The organism is Corynebacterium sp. P4-C1 (assembly GCF_030503595.1).
Classification (GTDB): domain Bacteria; phylum Actinomycetota; class Actinomycetes; order Mycobacteriales; family Mycobacteriaceae; genus Corynebacterium.
On record NZ_CP129966.1, the window covers coordinates 1,006,021 to 1,025,910 of the forward strand.

The following is a 19,890-nucleotide window of genomic DNA, read 5'->3' on the forward strand; positions in this document are numbered from 1 at the left end:
CAGTGGTTATGAGCGTGGATAACAGCGATATCAGGCACCCGTCCGGCACTGACGATCCGTTGTCGGACGAGGAAATCCAGGCCTACCGCAAAGAAATCGACCGGCTCGACCGGGTGATCCTGGATGCGGTCAAGCGGCGTTCGGAGATCTCGTCCGCCGTCGGCAAGACCCGCATGGGCTCCGGCGGAACGCGCCTCGTCCACACCCGGGAAGTGGCCATCATCAACCAGTTCCGGGACGAGTTGGGCGAAGAAGGCCCCAACCTCGCCGCGATTCTGCTGCGGCTCGGCCGGGGCAAGCTGGGTTAGGCGGACTAGTCCTGCTCGAGGGAGTCGAGAACGACCTCGAATTCAAGCAGCTCGGCTCCGGAAGCGACCGGCTTACGGGGCTCCTCGCCTTCCTTGTGGGCATGGGCCGCCTTCCCTTCTCCCGCCCACCAGTTCTTGTAGGACTCCTCATCGGCCCAGCGGGTGACTACGAAATAGCGGTCCTCCCCCTTCACTGGGCGCAGCAGCTGGAAGCCCTCGAAGCCCGGCTGGGCATCAATGGCGTGCTTGCGGGCAGCGAAGCGCTGCTCAAGCTGCTCGCCGGCACCTTCGGGGACGGTGATTGCGTTGATCTTCACGATGCTCATGCCTTCCTATTATGGCGCAAATGCGGGGCTGTTTTTCATTAGTCTGGGAAGCATTGACCGCTAACACCGTCTTCGATGCGCCCCTAAGGAGTGGCCATGACTGATATCACTTCCACGACTGCCTGGAACGACCTGCTCAAGCTTCACGCAGAGAAGAACAAGACGACGTTGCGCGAGCTCTTCGAACGCGATGACCAGCGCGCGGAGAAGTTCACGTTCGACGGCGCCGGCCTCCACGTGGACCTCTCGAAGAACCTGGTGGACGGCGAGATTCTCGAAGCCCTGGTTGCTCTCGCCGAGGAAGCGGACCTCAAGGGCGCAACCGAGAAGATGTTCACGGGTGCGCACATCAACTCCACCGAGGACCGCGCTGTTCTGCACACCGCTCTGCGTATCCCGGCGGAACAGGACCTTTCCGTGAACGGGCAGGACGTGGCGGCGGATGTCCACGAGGTGTTGGGCCGGATGCGAGATTTCGCGTCCAAGCTGCGGTCGGGTGAGTGGCTCGGGCACACAGGCCACACGATCAAAAAGGTGGTCAACATCGGCATCGGCGGCTCCGACCTAGGGCCCGCAATGGCCACGAAAGCACTGCGCACGTATGCGACGGCCGGGATCACCGCCGAGTTCGTGTCCAACGTGGATCCGGCAGACATGACGAGCGTGCTCGACAACGCCGACCCGGGTGAAACACTGTTCATCGTCGCGTCGAAGACCTTCACCACCCAGGAGACGCTGTCCAACGCGCACGCCGCGAAGCGGTGGCTGCTAGAGCAGTTCGACGGCGATGAGTCCGCCATTGCGAAGCACTTCGTGGCAGTGTCCACGAATGCGGAGAAGGTCGCGGAATTCGGCATCGACACCGACAACATGTTCCCGTTCTGGGATTGGGTCGGCGGCCGCTATTCCGTGGATTCGGCGATCGGCCTGTCGCTCATGGCAGTCATCGGCCCGCAGGACTTCATGCGCTTCCTCGAGGGTTTCCACGCCATGGACGAGCACTTCCGCAGTACACCGCTGGAGGAGAATATTCCGGCGCTAATGGGTCTGCTGAACATCTGGTACCGCAATTTCTACGGCACGGACACCCACGCCGTCCTCCCCTACTCCGAGGATCTTTCCCGCTTCCCCGCGTACCTCCAGCAGCTCACCATGGAGTCGAACGGCAAGAGCGTGCGTATCGACGGAACCCCGGTCACCTACGACACCGGCGAGATCTTCTGGGGCGAGCCCGGCACCAACGGCCAGCACGCCTTCTACCAGCTGATCCACCAGGGCACGACGATGGTGCCGGCCGATTTCATCGGGTTCGCCAACCCGAAGCAGGACCTGCCGACCGCTTCCGGCGAAGGCTCAATGCACGACCTGCTCATGGGTAATTTCTTCGCGCAGACAAAGGTGCTCGCATTCGGCAAGACCCGGCAAGAGGTCGAGGACGGCGGTGTGAGCCACGAGCTTTCCCCGCACAAGGTGATGCCGGGAAACCGCCCCACCACCACGATCCTCGCCCCCGAGCTCACCCCGCACGCCCTCGGTGCCCTCATCGCGCTATACGAGCACATCGTGTTCACCCAAGGCGTGATCTGGGGCATCAACTCCTTCGACCAGTGGGGCGTGGAGTTGGGCAAGGCCCAGGCCAATGAGCTCGCCGCTGCAGTTTCCGGTGAGGCTGCTCCCGACACCGGTGACTCCTCCACCGACGCGCTCATCGAGTGGTACCGCAGCAGTAAATAACATGAATGCAAAGGGCGCGGGAAACCGGAGGTTTGCCGCACGGCACAGATAAGATTTGTGCATGGGCGATGCCGTTTCACGCGATTCTTATACCCCCAAACAGCGGACCAAGTACCGCCAAGCTCTCCTCGACGATCTCGAGATTTTCGATCACCACCTCCAGGAGGCGGAATTCGTCGACCACGGCACGATCGGGCTCGAGCTCGAACTGAACCTGGTCGACGACGAGATGAATCCCGCCGGCTGCAACGAGGCCGTGCTGAAGGAGCTCTCGGACGAGTACCAGTCCGAGATCGGCCGCTACAACGTCGAGATGAACCACCCGCCACTGGACTTGTCCGGTACCGGCCTGACGGTGCTTCACGAAGGGCTTGATGAGCGCCTGCGCACTGTCTCCGAGGCAGCGAATAAGGCTGGTGCGCATGTCGCGATGATCGGCACTTTGCCGACAATCACCACCGAGTACCTGCAGAGCGACGCGTGGATGACGCAGGAGAACCGTTACTCCGCGTTGTCGAATATGGTCCTCGAGGCACGAGGTGAGCTCGTGGATATCGACATCTCGCGGCAGGAGCGCTACCGCGCGACCTTCGAGGACATCGCCACCGAATCCACCTGCACCTCGATGCAGCTGCACCTGCAGGTCGCTCCCGACCGCTTCCCTGAGGCGTGGAACGCCTCGCAGGCGATTGCGGGCGTGCAGGTGGCTCTGAGCGCGAACTCCCCGCTGTTCATGGGCCGCCGCACGTGGCACGAGTCGCGTATCCCGGTGTTCAAACAGTCCATCGACACCCGCACGGACGTGCTGGTCAACCAGGGCGTCCGTCCGCGTGTGTGGTTCGGTGAGCGCTGGATCACCAGTGTCTTCGACCTGTTCGAAGAAAATGTCCGCTACTTCTCCCCACTCATCCCGGAATCCCGCGCGGATGCGGGCAAGCCAATGATGGACGGCAACAGTCCGGGCCTGCACTACCTGAACCTGCACAACGGCACGGTGTGGCGCTGGAACCGACCGATTTATGATCCGTCGCTTGAGCTGTCCCACATCCGTGTGGAGAACCGCCTTCTGGCGGCTGGCCCAACCACGATCGACATCGTCGCCGACGCCGCGTTCTACTACGGGTTGGCGAAATTCCTGGGCGAGCAAACCCGCCCGGTGTGGTCGCGCCTGACCTTCGACGATGCGCGTGACAATTTCTACGCCGGCGCCCGAGACGGCATCGGCGCGACGATGGTGTGGCCGACGTTGGGGCGCATCGACGTTTCCAACCTCGTCCTCAACCACCTGCTCGACCAGGCGCACGAAGGCCTGCGCATGCTCGACGTCGATGAAGAGCTGTCGGAGAAGTACCTCGCCGTGATCGAGGGGCGCGCCTGGCACCGCCAGAATGGTGCGACATGGCAGTTGGACGCTCTGGACGCGTTCGGCGCCGGCACAAAACCCGGCACCCCGGAACGGCAGAAGGCGCTCGCAGATGCGCTCCGGATGTATTTAGAGAACCAAAAGTCTGGCACTCCGGTTCATTCTTGGTCCACCGACTTCCGATAGGGCAAGATACTTGCCATGTCCGCGATCATTGACTGGATTGTCAGTTTGATGGATACGCTCGGCGCCCCTGGCGTCGGCATTGCCATCCTGCTTGAAAACCTCTTCCCGCCCATCCCTTCTGAGGTGGTCCTGCCGCTTGGCGGCTTCACCGTCGCCCAGGGCTCGCTGAGCTTCATCCCGGTGTTCATCTGGGCCACCGTCGGATCAGTCGTCGGCGCGTATCTGCTGTACGGCCTCGGCGCCTGGCTCGGCGCGGACCGCCTGCGCGCGATCGCCGACTGGATGTGGCTGGTCAAGGTATCCGATGTGGATAAATCCCTCGCCTGGTTCGACAAGTACGGCAAGCCGTCCATCCTCTTCGGCCGCCTCATCCCCGGCATCCGTTCGCTAATCTCCATTCCCGCCGGCCTTGACCGGATGAGCCTGCTCACCTTCGGTCTGTGGACCACCCTCGGCTCCGCCGTTTGGAATTTCATCCTCATCTTCTTGGGCTTCAAGCTCGGCGAGAACTGGGAGGCCGTCACCGGCTACGTCGACCAGTACTCCAAGGTTGTCTACGTGATTCTCATCCTGATCCTGCTCGGCTTCCTGATCTTTTTCATCCGCCGGGCGATCCGCGAGAAGAACGAAGGAGCCACTGCTTAATCAGGCTCCGGCTGACAGCTGGGGCACCACCAGATCACGCGCTCTAAATCGCCCTGCCCGCCCAGAAACCCCTTGGTGATCAAGGTGGTGCACCGGCGGCAGGGTTTCTTGTTGCGTCCGAACACATAGGTGGTCTCGCCGGCGCGTTTGATACCAGTGGACACGCGTTTCACTTCGTCCTTGTTGGCCCACATCAGACGGCGGGCGATGCGCAGGAGCTTGTCGACACCTTCTTCGCCCACCTCCCCCACCGTCCGCGCAGGGTGGACGCCGCCGAGGAAGCAGATTTCCGCGCGGTATTCATTGCCGATGCCGGCGACGCGGTACTGGTCCAACAGGCTTCGACCAATTTCCCGGTCCGGATCAGCGAGGATGCGGCGTGTCGCTTCGTGAACGTCGAAGTCCTCCGCGAGCAGATCAGGTCCGAGGTAGCCCATCTGGGTCTCGTACTCACGGGCGGGGAACACGTCGACAAGCCCGAGGTCGTGACCGACGAGCTCGATGTCGCCGGCGGCGTCGGCAAGCTGGAGCACCACACGCGCAGTGTGGCCGGGCTTCGACCAGCGAGCCCCAGCGCGGTGCACGGACCACGTGCCCTCCATTTTCAGGTGCGTGTGCAGGATCGGTGGTTCGTGGCCGTCGGCGCCGAACTGCATGAACAGGTGTTTCCCATACGGCCAGACGCACTCGCAGGTCATGCCCGTGAAGTCGACGGTGGCAAACCGCGGGACACGCAACGATGACGCTGTCACCTCACGCCCGGTCATGAACTGCAACCGCTTGGACAGCTGGTAGACGGAATCACCTTCGGGCATCCAACACCTCGAACGGGTTGAGCACCGGGACCCCTAGCCGCCGGAAATCTTTCTCGTTGCGCGTCACGACTGTGAAGCCGTGTGAAGAGGCAGTGGCCGCGATAAGAGCATCCCTTTCCGGAGCCGGGTCCGGGACGTGTCGGGGTGCGCATCGACGAGCGACGTCGAGGTCGATCGGCAGTATCCGTCCCTGGAATGCGCGGATCACCGTGTGATCGAGCCAGTTCTGCAACCGCCGTGCCTGTTCCGCATCACGCCGTTCCAGGCGGCGAATACCGATCTCAATCTCCATCACCGTGATGACGGAAATATGGAGTTCAGCTTCGCTGCGCTCCCCAACCCATGCCAAGACTCCCCTGTCAGGACGAGGTTTATGAAACTGGCTAACAACGTTCGTATCGAGGATGTACATCAGAATTCGACCGGCCGCATGCGTAATTCGGTCTTCTCTAAATCCACGTCGACGGGATCATCGATCAATAGCTTTTCGACAAAGCTCCCAGGGGAACGCGTCAGCCTCTTGTACTCTCCGTAAGACATAAGCACATGGGATGGTTCACCACGGTCAGTAACGATTACCGGGGATACAAGCGCTTCCCGTTTCGCCCGACTGAGCTCCTGGTTAAACTCACGAGCAGACATCAACTGAGTCATCAGCACTCCCTCCGTAGCAACATGACTACATCCTAGGGATAAGTTGAATCCCCCGTCAATCGTCGAAATTCAGATTCCCATCAAGTTCCTCCAACGCCTCGGCTACACTCCTTCCGCGCCGCTTCCGCGGGGAGACGGCCTTCCCGCCGATCTTCGCGCCGCGCGGGGATGGTGCCGCGCCGTAGTTCTTCAGCCCGAAGGCCGGTCCACCGTTGTACTTCTCCACAACAAGCGGACTCAGACGGCCCTGCGCGACGGCATCGGCAAGCGCGCCGATCACCATGGCCAAAAGCTCCGTTTCCTCCCCCACCCCTTCCGGGAAGCCTTCGAAGAAGGTGGTCATGGTCTTACCGCCGCGGGTGATGTGGGCAGCGAGCAGGCCGTCGATAAGCACGACCAGCGCACCAGCCGAGCGGGTGGGGCCGCTTTCGGGCCACGGCAGCGCCGCGCCGTACGGGTTAGCGGGGTCGGTCGCGGCGAGCACGTAGACCTTCGGTTCTTTGGTGCCGGACGGCCATCCGACGAGGTCGTCCGAGTCCTGGTAGCCGCGCAGACGGTCGATGGTGGCGGGCGTGGAGAACTGCGCCGCGCCGAGCCCTTCGACGAGGTAGCCGCGCAACGCCTGGCCGGATTCCTCGAAGCCGGACAGAGTCTTGTAGGCCAGCGCGAAACCGCCGAGGACATCTTCGGCGACGATGCTGCCGCGGGTGACCACGCCGTAGCGGTCGAGCCACGCCTCGCCGTGTGCGACGGAGCGCTGCGTGGCGTCGGTGTCGGGAGTGGGCGTCGCAGCCCAGCGTCCCGTCATGTCCGGCGGGGTCACGGTGGCGAACGTCGTGCGGCCCGAGCGGATGCGGCTTCTCGCCGGCCTCCGCTTCGCGCGGTGCGCCGTCTTGCCGTGCTTTCCCCCGGCCAAGCGGGCGCGGATCGGGGCGAAGGAGTCAGGTGAGATCAGCCCTGCCTCCACCAGGTCCCACATGGACTCGCGGAGCTCCTCGGCGGTGGTGGAAGCCTCGCTCGCCGGACCGAGCAGGTCCGTGAACAGGTAGCCGCCGCCGGCGTCGATCTTCTCCATGACCCGCTGCTGGGTCAGGCTCAACAGCGGTTCCTCCGGCACGGGGATGAGCTGGGCGGCGTAGTCGGCGGGCAGCAGCATGATCCACGGATCCCGCGATCCGGCCTTGCCCGCGCCGACAATCTGCACTTCGCCGGAGAGAGTGAGCTCATCCAGCATCTCCGGTGAATAGTCGCCCACGCGGCTGGGCAGAATCATCGACTCCCAGGCGCTCGCCGGCAGGCGGACTCCGGCCAGCTGCTCAATAACGGAGAAGACCCCGTCCGCCCCGCGGAGGGACGGGCGGACACCGGCAGGCGCGACATTGAGCCAGGCGGGCATGAAACGCCCGAGCGCTGACTGGGACACAGGCCGTGTCTGGGCCCGCGCCGCCGCGAGGGAGCGGGTGCGCACGATGCGCAGGACATCTGCCCCCATGTATTCCTGCTCGTCGACGCCCTGGCGGTAACGGCCCTCAATGACCTTGCCGTCTTCGATGAGGCGCTTCAGTGTCTCATAGGAGGCACCGACGGACAGACCGAATGCGGCGGCGAAGTCGCGCAGGGTGAACGGGCCGCGTGTGCGCACCCACCGGCTGACCAGTTGGCTGAGCGCGTCCGGGATCGTGGCCACCTGGGCGGCGATGCCGGGAGGGACGGGGACACCGAGGCCGTCGCGAAGCAATGGCGCGTCGAGCGCTTGGGCGAGATGCTCACGGCCACCGATGCGCACGCGCATCATGCGCTTGCCCAGATTCTCTTCGAGTGCCACGGCGGGAACCGAGGTGTAGAGCTCGAGTTCGTCGACGGGAATGGGTCCGACGATGCGGAGCGTGTCGGCGAATTGTTCGGAGGTCTCGGCCTTTCCGAGTCGACGCAGGGAGGCATCGACGTCGGCGATGACGTCGGCGTCGAGAAGCTCGCGCAGCTCCACGGTGCCGAGCAATTTCGCGAGCAAAGACGGGTCGAGTGCGAGGGCGGTGGCGCGTTTTTCCGCGAGCGGTGTGTCGCCCTCGTACATGAACGCGCCGGTGTAGTTGAACAGCAGGCTCGACGCGAACGGGCTCGGCTGGTCAGTGGTCACCTCGGCAATACGGATGCGGCGGGTGGCCAGGCTGCGCATCACGTCCTGCAGCGACGTCAAATCGTAAACGTCCTGGAGGCACTCGCGGACTGTCTCGAGAATGATGGGGAAAGACGGGTAATTGCGGGCGACGTCGAGAAGCTGCTCCGCACGCTGGCGCTGCTGCCAGAGCGGTGCGCGCTTGCCCGGATTGCGGCGCGGCAGGAGCAGCGCGCGGGCGGCGCACTCGCGGAAGCGGGAGGCGAACAGTGCGGAATTGCCCACCTGCTCGGTGACGATGTCCGCGATCTCGTCGGCTTCGAAAGCGAAAATCGACCCATCGGGCTCCTTCTCCCCCTGCGGGAGACGCAGCACGATGCCGTCGTCGCCTGCGACCGCTTGGGCGTCCATGCCTGTCTCTTGTGCCACGCGCCACCCCGTCGCCAGCGCCCACGCGGCGTTGACGCCCTTACCGAACGGGGTGTGCAGCACCACGCGCCAATCCCCCAGCTCGTCGGTGAACCGCTCGAGCACCAGTGTCTTCTCGTCCGGCACGACGCCGGTGGCTTCCTCCTGCTCCGCGAGGTATTTCTGCAGGTTGTCATGCGCGTACCCGTCCAGGCTGGCGTCTATGATGCCCGGGTCCGACTTCGCTTCGCGGCGGAATGCGCCGAGCGCGAGACCGAGCTCGTACGGCCTGCCGGCGCTGTCGCCGTTCCAGAACGGCAGTCGCCCAGTGTGCCCCGGCGCGGGAGAGACCTGCACTTGGTCGCGGGTGATGTTCTCGATGCGCCAGCTGGAAGCGCCGAGGGTGAACACATCGCCGACACGGGACTCGTAGACCATCTCCTCGTCGAGCTCGCCGACGCGTCTGGGCACGCCTCCTTCCGCATCAGTGCCGACGAGGAAGACTCCGAACATGCCGCGGTCCGGGATGGTGCCGGCGTTGGTGACGGCGACGCGCTGGGCGCCGGGGCGGGCCTTGAGTGTCGTGCCGTCGAGAATGGCGCGGGGACGCAACTCCGCGAAGTCCGTCGACGGGTAGATGCCGATGACGAGGTCGATCACCGCGTCGAAAACTTCCCGGGCCAGGTCGTGGTAGGGCCAGGCGCGGGTGACGGTCCCGTACCAATCGTCGAGCTCGATGTCCTCGACGGCGACGGCCGCGACGGTCTGCTGGGCGAGCACGTCAAGCGGACTCTTCGGGGTGTGCAGCTCCTCGATCAGACCTTCCCGCATACGCGGAACAGTCACCGCTGTTTGGACCAGATCGGAGCGGTGTTTGGGGTAAAAGGAGCCTTCCGACACCGCCCCCACCGAGTGCCCGGCGCGGCCCACGCGCTGCAGGCCGGATGCGACACTCGGCGGCGACTCGACCTGGACGACCAAGTCGACCGCACCCATGTCGATGCCAAGCTCCAACGAGCTGGTGGACACCACCGCTCGCAGGGTTCCCTCCTTCAGCGCGGTCTCCGTGGCCAGGCGCTCCTCCTTGGACACCGACCCGTGGTGGGCGCGCGCGATCACCGGCGCCGCGGTACCGGCTGTGTCCACGGATTTCATCAGCTGCGCCGGCGGGCGCCGCGTCTGCGGGCTGAGCGCCTCCGGGTCGTGCTCCGTCGCCCAAATCTCGTTGAGCCTGCTGGTCAGGCGTTCCGCCGTGCGGCGCGAATTGACGAAGACGATGGTCGACTGGTGCGCCATCACTTCCTGGTACAGCTGCTGCTCGATGTGCGGCCAGATCGATGACTGGCCCGGTGTCGGCGGCGGAGCAAGGTCTTTCTTCTCTTCCGGCCCGTCCAAGTTGAAATCGAGGATGTCGTCGGAGATGGCCGAGGTGTCGATTACGGCGTCCCCGATCGGCGAGCCTTCCTCAGGAACGGGCAGGTCGCTCATGTCCTCGACGGGGACGTGGACATCGAGCTTCCACTTCTTTTCCGCGGGCGGGTTCACGATGGTGGTGCGCTCGCCCAGGAAATTCGCCACCGCATCCAGCGGGCGCACCGTCGCGGACAGGCCGATGCGCTGGAAATCGCCTGCTAATCGACGGAGGCGCTCCAACGACAGCGCCAAATGCACGCCGCGCTTGGTGCCGGCGAGCGCGTGGATCTCGTCGACAATGACTGTGTCCACCGTCTTCAGGATCCCCGCGGCCTTGGAAGTGAGCATCAAATAGAGGCTCTCCGGGGTGGTGATGAGAATGTCCGGCGGCTTACGGGCCTGCCGGTTGCGCTCCGCCTGCGGGGTATCGCCGGAGCGCACCGCGACGGAGATATCCGGCATCTCCAAATCCATCCGCTGGGCCACCCGGGCGATGCCGGTCAACGGCGCGCGGAGGTTGTTCTCCACATCCACGCCGAGTGCTTTCAGCGGGGAGATGTACAGCACCCGCACACCGTCGCGGGTGCCCTGGGTGGTGCGCTGGAGAGCAGCGTTGTCGTCGAAATGCAGGGCTTGCTGGCCGGAACGCTGCACCATCGAATTCAGCGACCAGAGAAACGCCGCGAGCGTCTTGCCTGAACCAGTGGGGGCTACGACGAGGGTGTTCTCCCCCTCCGAGATCGATTTCCACGCCTGCTCCTGCACCGGCGTGGGTGCGGCGAAGACCTCCTCGAACCACGTGGCCACCTGCGGGTGGAAGCGGTCGAGAATGCAACCAGTCTCCCCGCTTGAAGGTCGGTCAGAAGGTCTGTCAGGCACGCCTTCACCTTAGACGGCCGGAACATAACACTTGACTTCCCACTACTTAACACTTGTGGGATGTTATGTGGGAAGTTAAGTGTTATGTTGCGCCGCAGAAGCAGTCGGCCGCGGCACACGCGGACAGCGCGCACGCGGTAAGGTCTAGGCCATGACGGCAACGTACTCGGACTCACGGTTGACTAACCTGATTGCGCTCGGCACTGGCGAGATCCTCAAGGGCATCCGCGGCGTCGGCCTCCTCCGCGGCCGGGAGCTCGGCGAGGCGGGCGACGACCTCGCCCAGAACTGGATCGCGCGCGTGCTGGCCCAGCACCGCCCGGAAGACGGCTTTCTGTCCGAGGAAGCGGTCGACGACCTGTCCCGCCTGGACAATCCGCGAGTGTGGATCGTCGACCCGCTCGACGGCACAAAGGAATTCGCCACCGGCCGCCAGGACTGGGCCGTCCACATCGCACTGGTGGAAAACGGTGTGCCCACCCACGCCGCCGTGGGCCTGCCGGACTTGGGCGTGGTGTTCAAGTCTTCCGATGTCCGCCATGTCGCCGGCCCCCTGTCCCGCAAAATCGCACTGTCGCACAACCGCCCGCCGGCGGTGGCGAAATACGTCGCGGAGAAGATGGGCTTCGAAGCCGCCGGCATCGGTTCCGCCGGCGCTAAGGCCATGCACGTGCTGCTCGGCGACTACGACGCGTACATTCACGCCGGCGGCCAGTACGAGTGGGATCAGGCAGCACCGGTGGGTGTCGCCAAGGCAGCCGGCCTGCACGCCTCCCGCCTCGACGGCAGTGAGGTGCGCTTCAACAACGAAGACACCTACATCCCGGACCTCCTGATTTGCCGCCCCGAGCTCGCCGATGAGATTCTCGAGCACGCTGCAGCCTACAAGGGCGAGCACGGCAGCTACGAAGGCATCGTCAAATAACGGCGAGACGGAACGACGCTGGCACAACAACGAGCCACACGAAGAGTGAGTGAATGACTGGGACGATCCCGACCCCGTACGAAGACCTGCTGCGCGAGATTCTCGAGACGGGAACCCCGAAGGAAGACCGCACCGGCACCGGCACGATCAGTGTCTTCGGTAAGCAGCTGCGCTACAACCTCGCCGATTCCTTCCCGCTGTTGACCACGAAGAAGGTCTATTTCAAAGGTGTGGTCGGCGAGCTTTTGTGGTTCCTCAAGGGCGATTCCAACGTCCGTTGGCTGCAGGAGAACAACATCCGCATCTGGAACGAGTGGGCGGATGACAACGGCGAGCTCGGCCCAGTCTACGGCGTGCAGTGGCGTTCGTGGCCGACGCCGGACGGCGAGCACATCGACCAGATCCAGAACGCTCTCGACCTGTTGAAGAAGGATCCGGAGTCGCGCCGCAACCTGGTCTCGGCGTGGAATGTCTCGGAGCTGGACAAGATGGCGCTCATGCCGTGCCACTTGCTCTTCCAGCTCTATGTCGCGGACGGCACACTGTCCATGCAGGTCTACCAGCGCTCGGCGGACATGTTCCTGGGCGTGCCGTTCAACATCGCCTCCTACGCGCTGCTGACGCACATGTTCGCACAGCAAGCGGGCCTCGAGGTCGGCGAGTTGATCTGGACGGGCGGCGATTGCCACATCTACAACGACCACGTTGAGCAGGTCAAAGAGCAACTCTCGCGCGAACCTCGCACCTACCCGCAACTTGAACTGACAAAGAAGGATTCCATCTTCGGTTACGGCTTTAAGGACATCGCGGTCACGGGCTACAACCCGCACCCGACGATCACCGCCAAGGTCTCGGTGTAGTGATGCTCGGCGCTATCTGGGCACAGTCCCTGGACGGGGTCATCGGCGACGGCACGGGAATGCCGTGGCACCTGCCGGAGGACCTGAAGCACTTCAAGGAGACGACGCTGGGCAGCCCGGTGGTCATGGGCCGCCGCACCTGGGAGTCGCTGCCCCTTACCCCGCTGCCGAGTCGCGCGAACATCATTATCTCCTCGCGCGAAGCAGGTGATTGGTCGAAGGGCGCTTACGTCTACCGCGACCTTCCGGACTTCGACACCGACGCGTGGATCATCGGCGGGGCGCAGCTCTACGAGGCCACGCTCGACGAGGTAGACGTCATCGAGCGCACGCTTATCGACGTCGCCTTGGCCCCCCTCACCCCCGGCAATGCCGTCCACGCCCCGCGCATCACCGACGATTTCGAGCTGATCAGCCAAACTGACTGGCTCACCTCCGAACGGGGCCGCGCAACTGTGCCCGGCGTGGAGGACACCCCTCTGAGCTACTGTTTCCAGCGCTTCGAACGAAAGGCTTCATGAACTATGGCAACCACCCCTGAGACGAACTCCCCTGTCACTGTCTTCGCCACATCTTGGTGCCCGTTCTGCGCCAGGTTGATCGCGGATCTGCGCCGCGCGGATCTGGCGGAAGGCACGGTCGACATCATCGATGTCGATGCCCCCGGCACTGAAGCCCTTTCCGAGTGGATCGAGTCCGTCAACGACGGCAACCGCATCGTGCCCACCGTCCTCTACTCCGACGGCTCGCACGCTACCAATCCGCCGGCGGCCGACGTGCTGGCCAAGATCGCAGAGCTGAGCTAAAACCAGAACTGCAATTTCCAGCCTCTCCCCCAGCCCGTATTTTTCAAAATGCGGGTTTTTTGCAAAATAGGGACTTAGGATGGGTCCCTAAATTGCACCCCGACGACCAGGGAAGTTCGCAACATGAGCCCTTATAAGCAGCTAAAACAGGTCTTCCACAGCCATCAACACGGTGAAAAAATCGCAAAGGAGCAGCACGAGCTGCGTCTTGCCTCGCCCGCAACGGTCACCTGGGACTTCAACGTGGGCAACCACCCCTTGTTTGTTGTGCATACGAACGAGGTCGTTGAAGCGATTGAGCGGGTGTGGAGCAACGAACTGCAGATCGCCCCTAAGTGGGCATCACTTCCCGATGCCGCGAAGAGCCACTACCTGAGTGGCCTCCTTATCGAAGAAATCAAGGCAACGAACAGCATCGAAGGCATTCGCTCCACTCGCCAGGAAATCGCCGAAGCACTGAGGCAACCACGGACAACCGCGCACAAGCGATTTCGTGAAATGGCGGCCTTGTACGCATCTCTGCTCTTTCCACGGGAAGATGCACGGGCCTTCCCCCAGTCACCACAAGCGCTTCGCTCGCTTTACGACGAACTCCTGGCCGACGAGATTGCAGATAGCGACAAGCCTGACGGCCAGTTATTCCGTGCCCACTCAGTTTCGATTCACGATGGGCAGAAAGAGATTCATGCCGCCCCGACGGACGAAGCCGAAATCACCGCGAGACTCGAGACCTTCCTTGCTACGCAAAGCGCGGACAACCACCGCCTGGTGAATGCTTTCATGGGGCACTTCATGTTCGAATTCACTCACCCGTTCTACGACGGAAACGGCCGCATCGGCCGTTTTCTCTTGGCTTTCGCCCTAATTGAGGCGCTGTCCGCCCCCACTGCAATGTCAGTGTCACACCAGTTTTCCATCCAGCGCGCCAAGTACTACAAAGCGTTCGAGGAGACGGAGGCACCTCTCAACCGGGGCGAAGGAACCTTCTTCCTGCTTAAAATGCTCGCGATTTTGACCGACGCTCAAGAGCAGCTCGAGAAGTCCCTTTCGGAAAAACTGACATTGCTGAATTCGCTTCGCGAGAACGTAGCGAAAGTAGAACTACCCGAAAACCAAAGCCAGATTCTCTTCATTCTTGGCCAAGCCAAGCTCTTCGGCCCCGACGCGCCGGTGGCAGCAAGAGACTTGCAGGAATACCTCAACCGTTCCTGGAATACCGTTCGCGATCACGTAACGGAACTCCAGGAAAACGGTCTTATCGTTGCTGTGAAGAAACGCCCCTTGGAGCTCGCTCTAACTCCAAAAGCCCTCGATGTGCTGGGGTTGAATTGACCAAAAAATTTGCGCCCCAGAGAGGAATCGAACCTCCGACACCGGCTTTAGGAGAGCCGTGCTCTATCCACTGAGCTACTAGGGCAACGAGAAGCTACGTTACCGCACGGCCTTCACAGCAGGAAAGAAGCACCCCGCACTGCCCGTCCCCCCGGCAAAGACTGCCTAGAGCCGCTCCAGAATCTGGTCAAGCGTTTCGTTGGCGGCGTGGATGGACTCCTCCGAGTCATCGGTGACGGCGACATGGATGACGTTCCCGTCCTTCACTGCCGTGACGTTGTACAGCTTGGATACAGTGCCATCGCTTATCTCGGAAGTCTGCAATGTTGCGCTCCCTTTGTCTGCATCGGCCTCGAACGGGAGAGCCTCCCTAGTGACGTGCTGCGAGTACCCGGGCATTTCTTGCGTGAACTCGCTGCATTTCTCGGGGTCGTGAACATCCGCGGCGAAAGGGTCGTACGCAATGTCTGCGCGGTATGCGAGAATCGTGAACTGATCGACCCCCAAGTCGGCCATCGCGTAGGATTCAGGCGTCTTCTTGTCCGGCTCGACTTTGTCATAAGCTGCCCGCGACAACTCCTTGCACTCCGGCGGATCCGTCTTCAAATTATCGACGGCATTATCCGCAATCGCATCCCGCTCCATCTGGACGTAGTCTTCGATTTCCGCTGGCGTGCGCACGGCCACCGGCTGCCCCTTGTACGTGACCCCCTCCAGCAATTGGGACATGTTGAGATTCTTCGAGGCCTCGGACTTGAGCCCCTCCTCATCCCCTTCTTTTCCATCCTCTGCCTGAGAGGTTGAAACCGGGCTGCCTTCCGCCGGCGCAGACGTGGACGATTCCGACTGATTATCCGGGCTGCAGCCAGCAACGGTCATGAGCACAGCGATGGCGGTAGTCGCTCCGAGAACTTTCAGGCTGCGGGAGAAAGGCAGCGTCCTATGCGTCATGGGCCCCATGGTAGGTGCCCATGAACCCATTGGCCGAGGAACTCGCCCCACAAACCGAATTAGGGCACACTCTTGTTTTCAAATTAGGCATGCCTTACCATGCAAAGGGTTAAGCAAACTAAGCCTAGGCTTACTTACTATGAAAGGTGGATCGTGAACTTTCCACGCACACTCGCAGCACTGCTCTTCTCGTTCATGGCAGTGCTCGGTCTCGCCAGCTGCTCCTCCGAATCGAGCAGCGGCAACGCTGACGGCGGAAACTCGGGCGAGACGGCTCTCACTGTCACGGACGCGGCTGGCCGCACCGTCGAATTCGACAAGCAGCCGGAGCGCATCCTCCTCGCCGAGGGCCGCGGTGTCTTCGCCACGTCGATCCTGCAGGACGACCCGTTCGAGAAGGTCGTGGCGTACGGCGACGACCTCGAAAGCGCCGCCCCGGCGATGCGCGAGAAGCTCCTGGAGAAGTCTCCGGAGGCCAAGGATCTGCCGGTGATCGGCTCCCTGCAGAAGGGCGATGTCACCGTCGAGAACCTGCTGGCGCAGAAACCGGATGTGGTCGTCATGACACTGGACCAGAAGAAGGTCGCTGAGCAGAACGGCTTTTTGGCTGATATGGATGCAGTGGGCCTGAAGTACGTGTTCACTGACTTCCGCCAGGACCCGCTGAACAACACCGAGGTGTCCATGAAGCTCTTCGGCGATATCTTCGGCAAGTCCGACCGCGCTGAAAGCTACAACAAATTCTGGGCCGACAAGGTCAAGGACATCACCGACCGTGTGGCGAAGACGACGGAGAAGCCGAAGACCGCTGTGTGGATGGCCGCCGGCTTCAAGGACTGCTGCTCCATCGCGGGCGACGCGAACCTGGGCAAGCTCGTCACCGCGGCAGGCGGTCACAATATCGGCCCGGAGATCTTGGGTACCGATGAAACAGCGATCACCCCGGAAAAGCTCGTCGAGACCAACCCGGACAAGCTCATCGTTTCCGGCGGCGAGTGGGCGAGCGACCCGCAGAAGTCCGATGCATTCAGCCACGTTGAGCTGGGCTACCAGGCCGACGAGGCAGTGGCGAAGGACTCCTTCGGCGGCCCGCTGAACGGACCGGGCATGGAACAACTGACGGCCCCGAAGGAGGGCGATTACTTCGCCGTCTACCATCAGTTCTACGACAGCCCGTACAACGTGTTCGCGCTCGAGGCATTCGCCAAGTGGCTCCACCCCGAAGAATTCGAGGACTTGGACCCGGCGAAGGACTTCCAGGACTTCCATGCCGAGTGGATGCCGATCGAGTACAGCGGCACATTCTTCCTCGACGGCTACGAAGCTAAGTAGCCGAGCAACCGACACGAAAGAGCTCAATGACCACACGCGTAGCGCCTGACACTGACCCGCGGGAGGATTCGCCGGACCGTGCGATAGAAAGTTACCGTCGCCGGGGACGTCGAAAAGCGATCTCCATCGCCCTCCTCATCGCCGCGGCGATTGTCAGCTTCCTCGTTGCGGTGGTCGTTGGGCCCATCGATCTTTCGCTTAGCGACGTCTTCCGCGCCGTCTTCTCCCCCGACTCCGTCGACCAACAGACCGAGACCATCGTGCGCACGCTGCGTCTGCCTGCCGCGGTGATGGCGGTGCTGGTCGGGGCATCGCTGGGCTTGTCCGGCGCGCAGATGCAGACTATCCTGGACAACCCGCTGGCGGAGCCGTTCACGCTCGGTATCTCCGCCGCGGCCGCGCTGGGTGCGGCGATCTCCATCGTGATGGGCTGGACGCTCATCCTGAACGCGCAGCTGAATCTGGCGCTCACCGCCGCACTGGCCGCACTGTTCGCGGTGCTGATCATCGCGGGTGCGGCCATTTGGCGCGGGGCGAACGCGGAGTCAATGATCCTGCTCGGCATCGCGCTGTCTTTCTTCTTCCAGGCTGTCCTGTCGCTACTGCAGTACGTGGCCAGCAACGAGGCGCTGCAGCAGATCGTTTTCTGGACGATGGGCTCCATGCACCGAGCGTCGTGGACCGCGAATATCGTCATCGCCGTCGTGCTCGCCGCCGCGATCCCCTTCTGCGTGGTCAATTCCTGGCGCCTCACCGCGCTGAGACTCGGCGACGACCGCGCCGCAGCCATGGGCATCAATGTCCAGCGCCTGCGCGTGACCACCTTGTTGGTAGCTTCCCTGCTCGCTGCGGCTTCCGTCGCGTTCACCGGCATCATCGGATTCATCGGCCTAGTCGGCCCCCACATCGCCCGCATGATCGTCGGCGAGGACCAGAAATTCTTCCTGCCCGGCGCGGCCGCGGCCGGCGCGATGCTGATGAGCCTCGCGTACGCTGTGTCGCTGTCGATCATCCCGGGTGTGGCCATCCCCCTCGGAATCATCACCTCGCTGGTTGGCGTACCGTTCTTCGTGTTCCTGATCTTCACCCGCTCTCGTGGAAGGAGTGCTTAAGCCCGATGGCAATCAGCGCAACAAACCTCACGGTGCGGTACGGCCGGGCCACGATCATCAACGACATGACCTTCGGCCCGCTCGAGGACGGCAAGATCACCGGCCTCATCGGCCCGAACGGCGCCGGCAAATCGACGTTGGTGAAGACCCTCGCGGGCATCAATAAGCCCTCGGAAGGCAGCACGGACATCGTCGTCGGCGGCCGCGGGCTCTCCGCGAAGGAGCGCGTGAGCGCCGTCGGTTACGTGCCACAGGACATGCTGTCGCGCGCCACACTCACCGCCTTCGAATCGGTCATGGTGTCCGCGCGCCGCCGCGGCAAAGGCACCGACAACGCGCTGCAGAAGACCGCCGAAGTCATGCACCGCCTGGGTATCACGAAGCTGTCGGACCGCATGATCTCCGACATGTCGGGAGGCCAGCGTCAGCTGGTCGCCGTCGCTCAGATGCTGGTGCGTTCCCCGCGCATCATGCTTCTCGACGAGCCGACGTCCGCCCTCGACCTCCGCCACCAGGTGGAGCTGCTGCAGATCATCCAGGACGAGGTGCGAGGTGAGGACCGTCAGGCGCTCGTCGCCCTCCACGACCTGAATTTGGCGGCGCGCTTCTGCGATGAGCTGTTGGTGATCAAGGACGGCCACGCCATCGCGAAGGGCACACCGGCCGAGGTGCTCACTCCGGACCTGCTCGAGCGCGTCTACGGGATCAGCGCCCGCATCATCAACGATGCTGGCGTGCCCATCGTGTGCCCGGTGCTGCGACTGCCGCGCCACGAGAACCCGACAGAGATCAGCTCGGACGAACCGGCCATGGTCGACCCTGCGGTGGCGGACCCCGAAGTGATCGAGGCTATCTCCACCGCCCGTGGCTAGAGGGGCGATGCCGTCCGCCTAAACTGTGTTTATGACTGGATATCTGGCCCCAACCAAGAAAGTCCGGGTCGCGGACCTGAAGCAGAAGAAGCGCGACGGTGAGAAGTGGGCGATGCTCACGGCGTATGACTACTCCACCGCCCGCGTTTTCGCCGAAGCCGGCATCGAATGCATGCTCGTCGGCGATTCCGCCGCGAATGTCGTCTACGGCTACGAGACCACTAACCAGGTCTCGCTGGACGAGATGGCCTACCTCGCCGCCGCTGTCGTGCGTGGCGCCGGCAATGCACTCGTGGTGGCTGACCTCCCCTTCGGCAGTTACGAGGCGTCCGACGAGCAGTGCGTGCTCAGCGCCACCGAGATGGTCCGCCGCAGCGGCGCCCACATGGTCAAGCTCGAAGGCGGCGTCCGTATCGCCCCGCGTATTACGGCCCTGAAGAATGCCGGCCTCGCCGTGTGCGCCCACGTGGGCTTCACCCCGCAGTCCGTCGACAACTTAAGCGGCTTCAAGGTCCAGGGGCGCGACGACAGCGCTGATCAGCTGCGCGCCGATACCGAGGCCGTGGTCGAGGCGGGCGCGGACATGGTGGTCTTCGAAATGGTCCCGGCGGACCTCGCCGGGGAGCTCACCGCATCGTGCCCGGTGCCCACCATCGGTATTGGCGCTGGCCCGGACACTGACGCCCAGGTGCTGGTCTGGCACGACCTGGCTGACTTCCCTGCCGGCGGCCACCGCGCGCGTTTCGTGCGCCAATTCGGCGCGGTCGGCGAGGCGCTCGGCGCAGCCGCCGCCGATTACAAGCGCGCCGTCCACGAGGGCGAATTCCCCGCGGACGAGCACACCTTCTAAGGC

Annotated in this window: 19 protein-coding genes and 1 tRNA gene; 13 read left to right on the forward strand and 7 right to left on the reverse strand. The window is 63.2% G+C overall.

All coding sequences use genetic code 11. The features are described from left to right. The first annotated feature begins 8 nt into the window (after positions 1-8). A complete protein-coding gene (locus tag QYR03_RS04785; protein WP_301713327.1) occupies positions 9-308 on the forward strand; it encodes a chorismate mutase in 300 nt (99 codons plus the stop codon). Positions 309-313: 5 nt separating this feature from the next. Here the strand turns inward: QYR03_RS04785 and QYR03_RS04790 are convergent, their stop codons facing one another. Further along, positions 314-634 carry an antibiotic biosynthesis monooxygenase gene (locus QYR03_RS04790; protein WP_259851516.1) on the reverse strand — a complete coding sequence of 107 codons (321 nt, stop codon included), beginning with the start codon at positions 632-634 and terminating at the stop codon, positions 314-316. A 96-nt stretch (positions 635-730) separates the two neighbouring features. Here QYR03_RS04790 and pgi point away from each other — a divergent pair, with 96 nt between their 5' ends. From pgi to QYR03_RS04805, 3 genes are all read left to right on the forward strand, one after another. Next, a complete protein-coding gene (pgi, locus tag QYR03_RS04795; RefSeq protein ID WP_301713328.1) occupies positions 731-2,368 on the forward strand; it encodes a glucose-6-phosphate isomerase in 1,638 nt (545 codons plus the stop codon). 61 nt (positions 2,369-2,429) lie between these two features. Further along, the gene (locus QYR03_RS04800; RefSeq protein WP_259851514.1) at positions 2,430-3,917 is read left to right on the forward strand and encodes a glutamate-cysteine ligase family protein; all 1,488 of its coding nucleotides are present in this window, start codon (positions 2,430-2,432) and stop codon (positions 3,915-3,917) included. 15 nt (positions 3,918-3,932) lie between these two features. Further along, complete coding sequence (locus QYR03_RS04805) at positions 3,933-4,562, forward strand: DedA family protein (protein WP_259851513.1); 630 nt, start codon at positions 3,933-3,935, stop codon at positions 4,560-4,562. Here QYR03_RS04805 and QYR03_RS04810 read toward each other — a convergent pair. Genes QYR03_RS04810 through QYR03_RS04825 form a run of 4 tightly spaced genes read right to left on the reverse strand, consistent with a single transcriptional unit; the run spans position 4,559 to position 10,847 of the window. Next, the gene (locus QYR03_RS04810; RefSeq protein ID WP_259851512.1) at positions 4,559-5,377 is read right to left on the reverse strand and encodes a DNA-formamidopyrimidine glycosylase family protein; all 819 of its coding nucleotides are present in this window, start codon (positions 5,375-5,377) and stop codon (positions 4,559-4,561) included. The two genes, QYR03_RS04805 and QYR03_RS04810, sit on opposite strands and share 4 nt — an antisense overlap. Beyond that, complete coding sequence (locus tag QYR03_RS04815) at positions 5,364-5,789, reverse strand: type II toxin-antitoxin system VapC family toxin (protein WP_367620404.1); 426 nt, start codon at positions 5,787-5,789, stop codon at positions 5,364-5,366. Before QYR03_RS04815 ends, QYR03_RS04810 begins: the two co-directional genes overlap by 14 nt. Next, positions 5,789-6,031 (reverse strand): type II toxin-antitoxin system Phd/YefM family antitoxin, encoded by a 243-nt coding sequence (locus tag QYR03_RS04820; RefSeq protein WP_259851511.1) that lies wholly within the window; start codon positions 6,029-6,031, stop codon positions 5,789-5,791. The genes QYR03_RS04815 and QYR03_RS04820 overlap by 1 nt, the downstream gene beginning before the upstream one ends. A gap of 55 nt (positions 6,032-6,086) precedes the next feature. Next, on the reverse strand, positions 6,087-10,847 hold the full coding sequence (locus tag QYR03_RS04825) for a DEAD/DEAH box helicase (RefSeq protein WP_301713330.1): 4,761 nt from the start codon (positions 10,845-10,847) through the stop codon (positions 6,087-6,089). A gap of 151 nt (positions 10,848-10,998) precedes the next feature. Between QYR03_RS04825 and QYR03_RS04830 the strand changes: the two genes are divergently transcribed. The 5 genes from QYR03_RS04830 to QYR03_RS04850 all read left to right on the forward strand — a co-directional run bounded on the left by QYR03_RS04830 (position 10,999) and on the right by QYR03_RS04850 (position 14,770). After that, positions 10,999-11,772, forward strand: coding sequence for a 3'(2'),5'-bisphosphate nucleotidase CysQ (locus QYR03_RS04830; RefSeq protein ID WP_301713331.1), 774 nt, complete (start codon positions 10,999-11,001; stop codon positions 11,770-11,772). Positions 11,773-11,825: 53 nt separating this feature from the next. Further along, the gene (locus QYR03_RS04835; protein ID WP_301713332.1) at positions 11,826-12,632 is read left to right on the forward strand and encodes a thymidylate synthase; all 807 of its coding nucleotides are present in this window, start codon (positions 11,826-11,828) and stop codon (positions 12,630-12,632) included. Between the two features lie 2 nt (positions 12,633-12,634). Then, positions 12,635-13,153, forward strand: coding sequence for a dihydrofolate reductase (locus tag QYR03_RS04840; RefSeq protein WP_259851904.1), 519 nt, complete (start codon positions 12,635-12,637; stop codon positions 13,151-13,153). A 3-nt stretch (positions 13,154-13,156) separates the two neighbouring features. Continuing rightward, positions 13,157-13,438 (forward strand): glutaredoxin domain-containing protein, encoded by a 282-nt coding sequence (locus tag QYR03_RS04845; protein WP_259851902.1) that lies wholly within the window; start codon positions 13,157-13,159, stop codon positions 13,436-13,438. A gap of 123 nt (positions 13,439-13,561) precedes the next feature. Then, on the forward strand, positions 13,562-14,770 hold the full coding sequence (locus QYR03_RS04850) for a Fic family protein (protein WP_301713333.1): 1,209 nt from the start codon (positions 13,562-13,564) through the stop codon (positions 14,768-14,770). A gap of 12 nt (positions 14,771-14,782) precedes the next feature. Here QYR03_RS04850 and QYR03_RS04855 read toward each other — a convergent pair. Further along, positions 14,783-14,855 (reverse strand) — tRNA-Arg (locus tag QYR03_RS04855). 80 nt (positions 14,856-14,935) lie between these two features. Then, positions 14,936-15,721, reverse strand: a complete 786-nt coding sequence (locus tag QYR03_RS04860; protein WP_301713334.1) for a hypothetical protein — start codon at positions 15,719-15,721, stop codon at positions 14,936-14,938. A 153-nt stretch (positions 15,722-15,874) separates the two neighbouring features. Between QYR03_RS04860 and QYR03_RS04865 the strand changes: the two genes are divergently transcribed. From QYR03_RS04865 to panB, 4 genes are read left to right on the forward strand one after another with little or no spacing between them, the layout of a single operon-like run. Beyond that, positions 15,875-17,053: an ABC transporter substrate-binding protein gene (locus QYR03_RS04865; RefSeq protein ID WP_301713335.1), complete on the forward strand. Its 1,179-nt coding sequence runs from the start codon at positions 15,875-15,877 to the stop codon at positions 17,051-17,053. 26 nt (positions 17,054-17,079) lie between these two features. Continuing rightward, a complete protein-coding gene (locus tag QYR03_RS04870; protein WP_259851898.1) occupies positions 17,080-18,165 on the forward strand; it encodes an iron ABC transporter permease in 1,086 nt (361 codons plus the stop codon). A gap of 5 nt (positions 18,166-18,170) precedes the next feature. After that, positions 18,171-19,037, forward strand: coding sequence for an ABC transporter ATP-binding protein (locus tag QYR03_RS04875; RefSeq protein ID WP_301713336.1), 867 nt, complete (start codon positions 18,171-18,173; stop codon positions 19,035-19,037). A 31-nt stretch (positions 19,038-19,068) separates the two neighbouring features. Next, on the forward strand, positions 19,069-19,887 hold the full coding sequence (gene panB, locus QYR03_RS04880; RefSeq protein WP_259851896.1) for a 3-methyl-2-oxobutanoate hydroxymethyltransferase: 819 nt from the start codon (positions 19,069-19,071) through the stop codon (positions 19,885-19,887). The last annotated feature ends 3 nt before the right edge of the window (positions 19,888-19,890 follow it).

Bases quoted from the DNA above. Each gene is read 5' to 3' on its own strand.
- QYR03_RS04785 (WP_301713327.1), top strand. From the start codon at position 9: ATGAGCGTGGATAACAGCGATATCAGGCACCCGTCCGGCACTGACGAT.
- QYR03_RS04790 (WP_259851516.1), bottom strand. From the start codon at position 634: ATGAGCATCGTGAAGATCAACGCAATCACCGTCCCCGAAGGTGCCGGC.
- pgi (WP_301713328.1), top strand. From the start codon at position 731: ATGACTGATATCACTTCCACGACTGCCTGGAACGACCTGCTCAAGCTT.
- QYR03_RS04800 (WP_259851514.1), top strand. From the start codon at position 2,430: ATGGGCGATGCCGTTTCACGCGATTCTTATACCCCCAAACAGCGGACC.
- QYR03_RS04805 (WP_259851513.1), top strand. From the start codon at position 3,933: ATGTCCGCGATCATTGACTGGATTGTCAGTTTGATGGATACGCTCGGC.
- QYR03_RS04810 (WP_259851512.1), bottom strand. From the start codon at position 5,377: ATGCCCGAAGGTGATTCCGTCTACCAGCTGTCCAAGCGGTTGCAGTTC.
- QYR03_RS04815 (WP_367620404.1), bottom strand. From the start codon at position 5,789: ATGTACATCCTCGATACGAACGTTGTTAGCCAGTTTCATAAACCTCGT.
- QYR03_RS04820 (WP_259851511.1), bottom strand. From the start codon at position 6,031: ATGACTCAGTTGATGTCTGCTCGTGAGTTTAACCAGGAGCTCAGTCGG.
- QYR03_RS04830 (WP_301713331.1), top strand. From the start codon at position 10,999: ATGACGGCAACGTACTCGGACTCACGGTTGACTAACCTGATTGCGCTC.
- QYR03_RS04835 (WP_301713332.1), top strand. From the start codon at position 11,826: ATGACTGGGACGATCCCGACCCCGTACGAAGACCTGCTGCGCGAGATT.
- QYR03_RS04840 (WP_259851904.1), top strand. From the start codon at position 12,635: ATGCTCGGCGCTATCTGGGCACAGTCCCTGGACGGGGTCATCGGCGAC.
- QYR03_RS04845 (WP_259851902.1), top strand. From the start codon at position 13,157: ATGGCAACCACCCCTGAGACGAACTCCCCTGTCACTGTCTTCGCCACA.
- QYR03_RS04850 (WP_301713333.1), top strand. From the start codon at position 13,562: ATGAGCCCTTATAAGCAGCTAAAACAGGTCTTCCACAGCCATCAACAC.
- QYR03_RS04860 (WP_301713334.1), bottom strand. From the start codon at position 15,721: ATGACGCATAGGACGCTGCCTTTCTCCCGCAGCCTGAAAGTTCTCGGA.
- QYR03_RS04870 (WP_259851898.1), top strand. From the start codon at position 17,080: ATGACCACACGCGTAGCGCCTGACACTGACCCGCGGGAGGATTCGCCG.
- QYR03_RS04875 (WP_301713336.1), top strand. From the start codon at position 18,171: ATGGCAATCAGCGCAACAAACCTCACGGTGCGGTACGGCCGGGCCACG.
- panB (WP_259851896.1), top strand. From the start codon at position 19,069: ATGACTGGATATCTGGCCCCAACCAAGAAAGTCCGGGTCGCGGACCTG.